This is a genomic window from Thermocrispum agreste DSM 44070, assembly GCF_000427905.1.
Taxonomy (GTDB): Bacteria; Actinomycetota; Actinomycetes; order Mycobacteriales; family Pseudonocardiaceae; genus Thermocrispum; species Thermocrispum agreste.
On sequence record NZ_KE386603.1, the window covers coordinates 852729 to 864063 of the forward strand.

An 11335-nucleotide genomic window follows, 5' to 3' on the forward strand; every position below is an offset into this window, starting at 1 on the left:
GGGTCGCGTCACGGGATGGTCTTCACCCGGACGGTCCCGCCGGGTTCGACCCGCCCGCCCGGGCGGGGCTCCTGCGCGTAGATCAGCGACAGCCTGCCCTTCCCGCGTCCCTGGACGACCTCCAGCTTGAGGCCGAGCTGACCGAGGAGCTGGCGAGCTTCCTTCACCGGTTTGGCCACCAGGTTCGGCACCGGGACGGCGTTGGACACGACCACCTTCACCGTGGTGTCCGTCGGCGTCGCGCCCGCGGCAGGTTCGGTGCGGACGACCATGCCCGCGTCGAGATCCGCAGAGAACTCCGTGCCGCCGTCGACCGGGTGGAACCCGGCATCCTTCAGCTTCTGGAACGCCTCCTCCTTGGGCAGGCCGGTCACGTCCGGTACCGGCGTCGGCGGCGGGCCCTTGGACAGCACCAGGGTGACCTCGTCGCCGATGTCGAGCGTGGTGCCCGGCTTGGGCTGCACCCGGATCACCGCGCCCTCCGGCACCGACGGATGGAACTCGTCGGTCGCCTCGTCGTGCACCGGTTTCAGCTGCACCGCCTTGATGGCCTGTTCGGCTTCCTCCCGGGAGGCGCCTTCGGCGATGTCCGGCACGACGGGCTTGCCCGCCGAGATCAGCACCGTGACGGTGTCCCCGGCCTGCACCTCGGTGCCCGCCGCCGGCCGGGTCTCGATGACCAGGCCCGCGGCGATGGTGTTGTGCCGCTGCTCGACGAACTTTGCCTGCAGCTCGGCGGTCTGCAGCGCCTGCGTCGCGCGGTCGCGGGTCATTCCCGCGAGGTCGGGCACCTGTACCGTCGAACCGGCCTGGACGAAGATCCACACACCGACCGCCACCAAGCCGGCCACCAGCAGCGCGACCGCGCTCCACCACGCGACCCGCAGCGGGGCGATGCGGCGCGGCTGGGACGATGCGGTGTCGGCGGGCGGCCGGGCGTCGCGCAGGACGGACGACTGCAGCAGCGTGTCCTTGGGGGAGGGGACGCGCACCGGGTTCATCGCCGGGACGGTCGCATCGGCCGACGGGTCACCGCCGTTCGGGGGCGGGACGGCGGGTACCGGCACCACCGGAAGGCCGGCCTCGGCGCGCGCCCGGCGCAGCTCGGTCAGGAACTCCGCGGCGTCCTTCGGGCGCAGCCGCGGGTCCCGCCGGGTCGCCCGGACGACCAGTTCGTCCAACACCGCCGGGATCTCCGGGTTCATCGCCCGCGGGCTGGGCACGTCCGTGTTGACGTGCTGATAGGCCACCGACAGGGCGGTGTCACCGGAGAACGCCGGCTTGCCGGTGAGCATCTCGTAGAGCAGCAGGCCGGTCGAGTAGACGTCGCTGCGTTCGCTGGCCTCGCCGGTCTCCACCTGCTCGGGCGACAGGTAGGCGACCGTTCCGAGGATCACGCTGGAACTGGTCGTGCCCGCTCCGGCGATCGCCCGTACCAGGCCGAAGTCGACGACCTTGACCGATCCCTGGCCGGGGTCCTCGGTGTGGCCTGCGCCGTGGCCGAGCAGCACGTTCTCCGGCTTGACGTCGCGGTGCACCAGGCCGGCCCGATGCGCCGCCGCCAGTCCGGCCAGCACCTGTTCGGTGATCGACACCGCCAGCGCGGGCGGCAGGGCGCCGCGTTCGTCCAGCAGATCGCGCAGCGTTCCGCCGTCGACCAGCTCCATCACCAGGAACGCGTGGGCCTGGTCGCCGCGGTAGTCGACGCCCTGGTCGTAGACCCCGACGACGTTCGGATGCTGGAGCCTGGCCGTCGCGAGCGCTTCACGCTGGAAACGCTGAGCCCAGCTGCGGTCGGCGGCGTACTGCTGGTGCATGACCTTGATGGCCACCGGCCGCTGCAGCCGGGTGTCCATCCCGCGGTAGACGGTCGACATGCCACCGCGTGCGAGCAATCCGGTCACCAGGTAGCGATGATCGAGCAATGCCCCCACGAGGGTGGCGTCCCGTCCAGTCACAGCTGCCGATGGTATCCGGGGGCCGACTGTGGCACGCTGACACCGTGGGAGCGATACCAATCGCCGATGACGTGCTGGGTGAGGAAGTCGAGGTCATCGGGTTTGACGAAGCAGCCGCGAAACTCGGAATCTCCGCAGGAAAACTGCGCCAGTTGCTGCGCGACGGGCAGCTGATCGCGATCAAGCGGGACGGCGAAGTGGTCATCCCGGCGGACTTCGTCGGCGACCACGGCCCGGTCAAGGGGTTGGCAGGCACGCTCACGGTGCTTGCCGACGCCGGATTCACCCCCACCGAGATGCTGCGCTGGTTGTTCGCGGCGGACGAAAGCCTGCCGGGCGTCACGCCGATCAACGCGCTGCGCACCAACCACGGCACCGAGGTCAAGCGGCGCGCCCAGGCGCTGGCGTTCTAGTCCGGCACGTTCGAGGTCCACACGGCCGCGCCGCCGGGTGGTCACGGCAGACACCCGGCGGCGCGGTCACGTTCTTCGGTGGAAACGTCCGGCCCGCCGTCCGGTTCAGCTGATCGAGTCCCGCCACTTCAGCCAGGTGCGCAGCGTGGACAGGTCCATGTCCGGGCCGGTGGTCTGCGGGACGAACTGAGTGACGCCGAGCTGCAGCAGCTTCTCCGCGTTGTCGCCAGGTTCACCCCGGACGAACACCGCGCGTTCGATCTCGTTCGGGTCCCGCCCGACCGCGGCACAGTGCTCGTCGAGGATGCGGCTCTTGCGCTCCACGACGTCCACGTCACCGATCACGTGCCAGATGTCGGCGCGTTCGGCGACCATGCGCAGCGTCTTGCGCTCCCCACCGCCCGCGATGAGCAGCGGGATACGCCTGGTCGGCGGCGGGTTGAGCTTGCTCAGCCGCTTCTCGATGCGGGGCAGGGCCTCCCGCAGGTCGTTCAGCCTGCTGCCCGCCGTGCCGAACTCGTAGCCGTACTCGGTGTAGTCCTTCTCGAACCATCCGGCGCCGATGCCCAGGATGAGCCTGCCGCCGCTGATGTGGTCGACGGTGCGCGCCATGTCGGCCAGCAGGTCCGGGTTCCGGTAGCTGTTGCAGGTCACCAGCGCGCCGAACTCGGCACGGGACGTGCTCTCCGCCCACGCGGCGAGCATGGTCCAGCACTCGAAGTGCTTGCCGTCCGGGTCGCCGTAAAGCGGATAGAAGTGGTCCCACGTGTACAGAATGTCGGCGCCCAGGTCCTCGGCTTCCTGCGCCGCGCGGCGGATGTCGGCGTAGTCGGCGTGCTGCGGGTGGATCTGCAGCGCGATGCGAATCGGCTTGTTGGGGGTAGGCGTCATGTTTTCACCGTACGCGCGCGATGTGGGGTGGTGATCAAGTTGCGCTTCATCGGCGCCGTTGTGTGGCGGCATGGGCAAGCTTGGTCAGTTCGGTGGCCGCCGGCTCGCCGATGCCTGCCGCGGCCAGGGTGTTCAGGGCGCGTTCGGTGAGTTCGGCGATGCGGTGCTCGACCGCCTCGACCGCGCCGACGTCGACGAGGGCCCGCCGGGCACGCTGCAGCACGTCGTGGGTCAGCTCGGGGTTGCCGATCGCCTGGGTGATGGCTTCCACGGCGCCCTCGTCGTCCTGGTCGCGGGCTCGCTCGATGCCGAGTGCCACCAGCAGCGTCCGCTTGCCCTCGCGCAGGTCGTCGCCTGCCGGTTTGCCGGTGACCTCGGGATTGCCGAAGACGCCGAGCAGGTCGTCGCGCAGCTGGAACGCCACCCCGATGTCGGTGCCGAACGACCGCAGGGCGGTGGTGAGGTCGTCGGCCGCACCGGCCAGCCTGGCTCCCAGCTCCAGCGGGCGTGCCACCGTGTAGGCGGCGGTCTTCAGTTCGCTGACCCGCAGGGCGGCTTCCGGGCTGGCGTCGCCGGTGGCTTGCGTGTGGACGTCGAGGTACTGGCCGGCCAGGACCTCGGTGCGCATCGCTTCCCACACCGGGCGGGCCGCGGCGAGCGCGTCCGCGGGAAGGTCCGCGGCGGCGAACATGTCGTCCGCCCACACCAGGGCCAGGTCGCCGATCAGCACGGCGGCTGCGAGCCCGAACCCCTCGGCGGTGCCCAGCCAGCGCTGTTGCCGGTGCTTGGTGGCGAACGCGACATGAACCGTGGGCGCCCCGCGGCGGATCGCCGAGGCGTCCATCAAGTCGTCGTGGATGAGGGCACAGGCTTGGATCAGCTCCAGCGACGCCGCCGCGTGCAGCGCCCCTTCGGCCGCCGGGCCGTCCGCGGCGCCACCTGCCGCCCGCCAGCCCCACCAGGCGAAGGTCGGCCGCAGGCGCTTGCCCCCGTTGAGCACGAACGCGCGCAGCGCCGCCACCGCCTCGCCGAACGGCTGGTACTTCTCGGCGAGGTCGCCGGCCGCTCGGGCGAGGTAGTGCTCGAGGACGCGCTGGACGGCTGCGGGCAGGTCGGTGTCTGTCACGCGCCTATCGTCCGTCGTCGCCGGTGCACATGCGCGTGCGGGGCGGTGTGTGGGCTCGGTTGCGGGAGCTTTCTCCCGGATCTTGGGAACAATTCCCGGTCTGCGGACGATTGTTACTCTGTGTACATGAGCTCGGTGCTGTCCAGAATCTCCGGCGAGGCACCCACGTTCTCGGTGGAGTTCTTCCCGCCCCGTGACGCCGAGGAGGAGGCGATCCTGTGGCGGTCGATCCGCGAGCTCGAATCGTTCGACCCGGCCTACATGTCGATCACCTACGGCGCGGGCGGGAGCAAGCGCGACGGCACCATCCGCAGCATCGCCAGGGTGGCGCAGGAGACCACGCTGGTGCCGATGGCGCACCTGACGGCGGTGGACCACTCGGTGGCCGAGCTGCGCAACGTGATCGGCCACTACGCCGCGGTCGGGGTGCGGAACGTGCTGGCGCTGCGTGGCGACCCGCCGGGGGACATCCACGGTGAGTGGGTGCCGCACCCGGAGGGGCTGAACTACGCCTACGAACTCGTCGAGCTGATCCGTTCGCTCGGTGATTTCTGCGTCGGGGTGTCGGCCTTCCCGTACGGGCATCCGCACTCGCCGGATCTGCAGACCGACACCCGCTACCTGGTGCGCAAGTTCCAGGCGGGGGCGGAGTTCGCCATCGCCCAGTTGTTCCACGAGGCCGACGACTTCCTCCGGCTGCGGGACAGGCTGGCCGCCGCGGGGGTGGATGCGCCGCTGCTGCCCGGCGTGATGCCGCTGACCACGCCGCGGACGCTGCACAAGACGATCGAGCTGTCCGGCGCGCCCGCCCCGGAGTGGCTGCTGCGCAGGCTGGAGCCGCTGGCCGACGACAAGAAGGCGTTCCGGGCCGAAGGGCTGGACGTGACCACCGAGCTGTGCGAGCGGCTGCTCGCCGAGGGCGTGCCGAACCTGCACTTCTACACGTTCAACCGGTCCAAGGCGACCAGGGAAGTGGTGACCCGGCTCGGCCTGGTTCCGGTCCGGGCGTGAGTCGTGGCCGCGGACGGTTGCCTGCGGAGGTAGCCTGCCGGGCATGGCAGAGGGCATCCACGACACCTGCAACACCTTCGTCGACGAGTTCGCCGCGGCTCACCCAGTGGAAGCCACGTCGCTGGGGATCCCGGGCCACGACGACAAGCTGACCGACTACTCGCCGGACGGCGTGGCCCAGCGCGCCGAATTGGCTCGCCGCGCGTTGGCGGCGGTCCGCGCAGCGGAGCCGGCGGACGACTCCGAGCGGGTGGCCAAAGCCGTGTTCACCGAGCGGGTGGGGCTGGCCGTCGAGCTGCACGAGGCGAACCTGGATCTGGCGCCGCTGAACACCATCGCCAGCCCGGCGCACGAGATCCGCATGGTGTTCGACCTGATGCCACAACGGACCGCGGAGGACTGGCAAGCCATCGCCGCCCGGTTGCACGCGGTGCCTGCCGCGCTCGCCGGGTACCGGGCATCGCTGCTGGAAGCCCTCGATCGCGGTCGTGCGCCTGCGCTGCGCCAGGTTGCCAAGGTCGCCGAGCAGTGCGAGGTGTGGGCCGGCCTCCACGGTTCCGAGGGCTACTTCCAGAAGCTGGCGTCGGCGGCGGCAGGCGCGTCGATCGACGAAGCATTGCGCCGCGAGGTGGAGCGCCGGTGCGCGGAAGCGCAGGAGGCCTACGCCGAGTTCGCCGGGTTCCTGCGTGCCGAGCTGGCGCCGGTGGCCAGGAGCACCGACGCGGTCGGCAGGGACGAGTACGCGCTGTGGTCGCGGGTGTTCCTCGGCTCCGCGGTGGACCTGGAGGAGGCCTACGAGTGGGGCTGGCACGAGTTCGCCGAGCTCGAGCGGGAAATGCGCCAGATCGGTCAGCGCATCAAGCCGGGGGGTTCGCTGGCCGAGGTGGCCGAAGCGCTGGATGCCGACCCGCGCTATCGCGTGGTCGGCCAGGACGCGTTTCAGCAGTGGATGCAGCAGCACTCCGACGAGGCGGTGCGGGCGCTGCAGGGTACGCACTTCGAGATCCCCGGCGAGCTGACCCGGCTGGAATGCCTGATCGCACCGCCGGGAGGGTCGGTCGGCGCGTACTACACCGGGCCGTCGGAGGACTTCAGCAGGCCCGGCAGGATGTGGTGGTCCATCCCGGCCGACCGGGAGGAATTCAGCACGTGGCGTGAGCTGAGCGTGGTCTACCACGAGGGCGTGCCCGGGCATCACCTGCAGATCGGCACCAGCGTGTACGAGAAGTCGCTGAACCGGTTCCAGCGGCTGATGAGCACCACGTCCGGACTGGCCGAGGGCTGGGCGTTGTACGCCGAGCTGCTCATGCGCGACCTGGGCTTTCTGGAGGACGACGGCAACCTGCTCGGCATGCTGGACGGGCAGCTGTTCCGGGCCGCGCGGGTGATCGTGGACATCGGGATGCACCTGGAGCTGGAGATCCCGCGGGGCACGGGATTCCACGAAGGCGAGCGGTGGACGCCGGATCTCGGCCTGGAGTTCATGCTCACCCGGACGATCACCGACCCGGCGCACGTGCGGGACGAGATCGACCGCTACCTGGGCTGGCCGGGCCAGGCGCCCGCGTACAAGATCGGCGAGCGGCTGTGGCTGGCCGCCCGCGAGGACGCCCGGCGGCGGGCCGGGGCGGCGTTCGACCTGAAGGAGTTCCACACCAGGGCGTTGCGCCTGGGTGGGATGGGGCTGGACACGTTGCGCGAGCAGCTGGCCGCGTTGTACTGACTCCGGCCGTGCGGCACTGGTGGTCGTGCCTCGCCGTGGGCCCTGGCGAGCCTCCGGTCCGGAGCATTGGCCGGCCGCCTGGTACCGATGCGCGTCCATGGTCCGCCGCGGCTCGGCCCCGTGGCGTGCTGGCCGGTCCTGCCCTGGTCCGTGCCTGGTTTGTCGTGCGGGCTTCAGCTCGGCGGTCGCTCTGGTGCTGTCACGTCGTGCCCTGTTGTGCCCGGCTCCGTCGGTGGTGCTGGCGGTCCGCTCCGGCGCCGACGCCCGAGCCAAAGTCGGAGGACCACCTTTCCGGCGGCTGCCGGGTCGTGCCCTGACCGCCGGGTCGTGACTCCGGCCGTTCGGCGCGCGGTGTCCGACCGAGTCGTTCAGCGCACAGTGTCCGGCAGGGGCGTTCCGGGGGCGATCACGGTCCGCGCTCTTGGTCCGGCCTTGCCGGAGCCGGCATGCGCTCGCCCTGGCGGCGTTCTGCGGTGTTCGCCGGGTCGCGTCAGTCGAGGGGGAGGCTGCGGCCGAGGACGGCGAACGGCCGCGGGTCGCCTGCGAACCGGTAGTGCCGGAGCACGTCGGTGAAGCCGAGGCGGCGATACAGGCGCCAGGCTCTGCTGGGGCCCTCCGGGGTGGACAGCAGCACCCTCGGCTGCCGCTGATCCGCCAGCAGGGTGCGCACCAGCTCCTCGCCGATTCCGCTGCCCTGGCTGTCCGGCCGCACGTGCAGCTCGGTGAGCTCGAAGTAGTCGTCGAGGGGGTCGGTCGGCTCGCCACGGGCCATCAGCCCGGCGCGGACCTGCTCGTGCCACCACTGCCCAGGTCGGCCGCGATAGCCGTAGGCCAGGCCGATCATGGTTCCTTCGGCGTCGAGGGCGGTCACGTTGCGCCAGCCCTCGCGCAGCATGTGCGCCAGCCACATCGGGGCACGCTGCTCGGCCGTGCCCGGCGGGTAGCGCATGGCCTGCACGTAGAGATCGAGTGATTCGGGCAGCCGCTGCCGGAACTCGGCGGGCGTGAGTTCGACGTAGCGGACGGTGCGCGAGGGCATCGTTGTCACGACCGCCTCCCTCCCTCGCTCTCGGTGAGAAGTCTAATCGCGAACGCGCTGACGAGGACACTTTTGCCGGACCGGGCTGTTGCCCGCCTTCGAACATATGTGCTAATGTTCCCAGTGTTCGAACATGTGTTCGGAAGCGGTCTCGGGTGTGGCCCGGCGGCGATCGGGGAAGCGCCGCCGGGCATTCGCTTCGCGGTCCGCCGACGAAGGAGTGGAGGGGAGCAGCATGGCTGGCACCATGGCCCGGCAGCCCTCGCCCGGCGCCCCGGTCGCCCCGATGGCGCGTTCGTTGCTGGCGCAGGCCAGGCGGACGCTGGGCGATGCGGAGTGGGCCGACAAGCCCGCCGAGCGGTTCACCGCGGCCTATGCCGCGGCGCTGCGAGCGGCCGCCGCCGTGCTGGTGGCGCGTGGCAGGCCGCACCGGGGGCGGGCGAAGCCGGCCAGCAGCTGGGTGCTGTTGGAGGTCTCCGCGCCCGAGCTGGCCGAGTGGGCGAGGTTCTTCGCCGCGCACTCCGGTCTGCACGATGCCGCGCAGGCGGGCATCAGCGGCCGGATCAGCCGGCGCACGGCCGACGATCTGGTGCGGCAGGCGGGCCAGTTCACCGAGCTGGCCACGCGCGCGGTGTATGCGGGCCCGCCGCAGGGTGTGCGTGCGCGCGGTGTCCGGCGTGCTGGTCAGCGCAGGGTGGTGCCGGGCGAAAGCGCCGCGGTGCGTGTCCCGGCGCAGCGAGACCTGCGGTCCGCCTGATGTCGAAGAAGGTTCTCGTCGAGCACGGGCGGCTGCTCGATGTGCTGGGGGTCGAAGTCGAATTGCTGGTGGATGCCTCCTCGGGCGCCCGCCCGGATGCGCGTGTACCTGCGGTGCCTGGGCTGACGCTCGCCGAGACGGTCCGGCATGTCGGCTCGGTGTATCGGATGGTCGTGGCGTGGTTGCGAACCGGTGAACGGCCGACCGAGTGGCAGCGGGAGCCCGCGCGTGGTGAGCCGGTGCAGCAGTATCTGCGGGAAAGTTATGCGGAACTGGCCGAGGAGCTGGCGAGGCGGGATCCGCATGAGCCTGCGGGCACCTGGTGGCCGGAGGACACCACGGCCGGATTCTGGCGCAGGCGCATGGCGCACGAGACGACGGTGCATCGCACGGACGTGGAGAGCGCGGCGGAAAAGGACGTCACCGAGGTCGCCGAGGACGTGGCGGTCGACGGTATCGACGAGGTGCTGACCTTGTGGTACGGCCATCGTCTCGGGGGCCTCGGGGTGTCCGGGACGCGGGCTGGCACGGTGGGCATCAGCGTGGGCGATCGGCACTGGATGACCAGGGCCGGCCCGTCGGCCACGGCCGCGTGGCGCGCGGACGCGGACGAGGTGGCAGGGGCCGACGCGCGCGTGACGGGTACCGCGATGCGGCTGTACCTGTGGCTGTGGGGGCGAGTGCCGACCGGTGCGGTGACCACGGAGGGGGACGAGGACGCCGTCGCCCAGCTGTGGGCGCTGCTTCGGCTGGCCACTCGGTGAGGGTTCGGTCGGCCACGTGCCGAGCGGGTGCATGAGGCTCACCGAGTGGCAGAGTGCTGGCCGAGCCGCACGTGCGCCGAGTGGGCAGGACGTGGCCGAGGTGCCGGGGCGTGGTGGCCGAGCTGCCGGGGCGGCCGGGCCATGGTCCTGCCGGCCAGCCGATCCCATCGGCCGCAGGGCCGGCCAACGTCCGGTCTGCCGGGCGTCCTGGTTTGCCGGGCGTCCTGGTTTGTTTTCGTCGGCCGAGTCGCCCGAAGTTGCGGACTCGCCAGGGGCGTCATTGCCGACCCAGCCCCCGATGCGGCGCGGCTGCCACTCCGACGCCCGTGAGGAATGGTCGTCGACTGGGCTCCGCGGGCGGTTCTTGCCGGGCGAGGCCCGCTGCCGTCGACCCTGCGTGACGCCCAGCCGGCCGCCGGCTCGGCGCGGCTTGCGCCTGTCTGGCTGTCGGCTTGCTGTGGCTGGTGCCCGCTTGGTTGGCGGTTTGGACGGTTGACGCCCGCCTGGCTGTCGGCTTGGCGTGGCTGGTGCCTGTCTGGCTGTCGGCTCGGCGTGGCTGACGCCCCCGGCAGTCGGTTCGTCGCGGCTGACGCCTGTTGGCCGTCCGCTTGGTGCGGTTGACCCATGTGGCTCTCGGCCTGGTGCGGCTGACCCGCCTGGCTGTCGGCCCGCGTGGCTGGCGCGCGTCGGCTGCAGGCCGGCCAGCGGCGGACCTGCCTCCCGCGTACCTCACCTCACCGGTATCCCGCGTATCTCACCAGCGCGTTCGCTCTGTACGCCGATCTTGTCCCGCTCGTCTGAGCCGTGCCGGTGCTCCGGCCCGATGCCGCAGAGCCACCACATCCTGCTCACAGCCCGGTTCCCCCGAAACCGGGCCGCCCGGCTCACCGTCGCCGACAATAAACCGGGCCGCCCGGCTCACCGTCGCCAGAACCACGTCGATTCGCGGCACATCCGGAAGGCCTTTTTCCGCTGTTCCGGGGCCAGCCGGTCCAGGTAGAGCTTGCCGTCCAGATGATCGGTCTCGTGCTGCAAGCACTGCGCCAGCAAGCCCTCCCCGGCGATGGTGACTGGTTCGTTGCGCACGTCCACGCCCCGGACCACGGCGCGCTTGGCCCGTACCACCGGAAACCACAGCTCCGGCACCGACAGGCAGCCTTCGTCGACCTCGTGCACGTCGTCGGAGACTTCCACCAGCTCCGGGTTGAGCACGTAGCCCAGCTGCTTGCCGACCCGGTAGCTGAACGCGCGCAGGCCGACGCCGATCTGCGGTGCGGCCAAGCCCGCCCGGCCCGGCTGGTCGACGGTGTCGAGCAGGTCGCGCACCAAGACCTCGGTGCTCCTGTCGAACCGCGTGATGGGCTCACACGGGGTCTTCAGCACCGGATCTCCGAAGTACCGCAGTTCCTTGATCGCCACCGCTCCTCCGTTCCCTGCGACGCACGCTCGACACCGGCGCACCTGCCGGCGTCGACAACAGCTCCCACACCGGACCAGCACCCGGGATCGACCCGGAACCTCGCCAGGATTCCGCTACGGGACCAGCACCGCGATTCCATCACGGAACCAACCGGTTCCTGACGGGGCCAACCGGTTCCTGACGGGACCAGCACGCGCACTACGTCACGGGACCGGTTTCGGGACCTGTCACGG

10 protein-coding genes are annotated in these 11335 nt (G+C 71.1%); 5 read left to right on the forward strand and 5 right to left on the reverse strand.

What is annotated here, in order from left to right; genetic code table 11:
* Window positions 1-8: 8 nt before the first annotated feature.
* Complete coding sequence (gene pknB, locus YWY_RS0114105) at window positions 9-1958, reverse strand: Stk1 family PASTA domain-containing Ser/Thr kinase (RefSeq protein WP_028848131.1); 1950 nt, start codon at window positions 1956-1958, stop codon at window positions 9-11.
* A 44-nt stretch (window positions 1959-2002) separates the two neighbouring features.
* Between pknB and YWY_RS0114110 the strand changes: the two genes are divergently transcribed.
* Complete coding sequence (locus YWY_RS0114110; RefSeq protein ID WP_028848132.1) at window positions 2003-2371, forward strand: Rv2175c family DNA-binding protein; 369 nt, start codon at window positions 2003-2005, stop codon at window positions 2369-2371.
* 105 nt (window positions 2372-2476) lie between these two features.
* Here the strand turns inward: YWY_RS0114110 and YWY_RS0114115 are convergent, their stop codons facing one another.
* The gene (locus YWY_RS0114115) at window positions 2477-3262 is read right to left on the reverse strand and encodes an LLM class F420-dependent oxidoreductase (protein ID WP_028848133.1); all 786 of its coding nucleotides are present in this window, start codon (window positions 3260-3262) and stop codon (window positions 2477-2479) included.
* A gap of 46 nt (window positions 3263-3308) precedes the next feature.
* Window positions 3309-4388 carry a polyprenyl synthetase family protein gene (locus YWY_RS0114120; RefSeq protein WP_028848134.1) on the reverse strand — a complete coding sequence of 360 codons (1080 nt, stop codon included), beginning with the start codon at window positions 4386-4388 and terminating at the stop codon, window positions 3309-3311.
* Between the two features lie 126 nt (window positions 4389-4514).
* Here YWY_RS0114120 and metF point away from each other — a divergent pair, with 126 nt between their 5' ends.
* On the forward strand, window positions 4515-5399 hold the full coding sequence (gene metF, locus YWY_RS0114125; RefSeq protein WP_028848135.1) for a methylenetetrahydrofolate reductase [NAD(P)H]: 885 nt from the start codon (window positions 4515-4517) through the stop codon (window positions 5397-5399).
* A gap of 43 nt (window positions 5400-5442) precedes the next feature.
* Entirely contained in the window at window positions 5443-7122 is a 1680-nt protein-coding gene (locus YWY_RS0114130) for a DUF885 domain-containing protein (protein WP_038045078.1), read from the forward strand.
* Window positions 7123-7612: 490 nt separating this feature from the next.
* Here the strand turns inward: YWY_RS0114130 and YWY_RS0114135 are convergent, their stop codons facing one another.
* Entirely contained in the window at window positions 7613-8170 is a 558-nt protein-coding gene (locus tag YWY_RS0114135) for a GNAT family N-acetyltransferase (protein WP_028848137.1), read from the reverse strand.
* 226 nt (window positions 8171-8396) lie between these two features.
* Between YWY_RS0114135 and YWY_RS22085 the strand changes: the two genes are divergently transcribed.
* Together YWY_RS22085 and YWY_RS0114145 are read left to right on the forward strand one after the other, a co-directional pair.
* Entirely contained in the window at window positions 8397-8918 is a 522-nt protein-coding gene (locus YWY_RS22085; protein ID WP_156899240.1) for an SAV_6107 family HEPN domain-containing protein, read from the forward strand.
* Entirely contained in the window at window positions 8918-9682 is a 765-nt protein-coding gene (locus YWY_RS0114145) for a maleylpyruvate isomerase N-terminal domain-containing protein (protein ID WP_028848138.1), read from the forward strand. The genes YWY_RS22085 and YWY_RS0114145 overlap by 1 nt, the downstream gene beginning before the upstream one ends.
* Window positions 9683-10600: 918 nt before the next feature.
* Here the strand turns inward: YWY_RS0114145 and def are convergent.
* Window positions 10601-11101 (reverse strand): peptide deformylase, encoded by a 501-nt coding sequence (gene def / locus YWY_RS0114150; protein WP_028848139.1) that lies wholly within the window; start codon window positions 11099-11101, stop codon window positions 10601-10603.
* Window positions 11102-11335 lie beyond the last annotated feature (234 nt).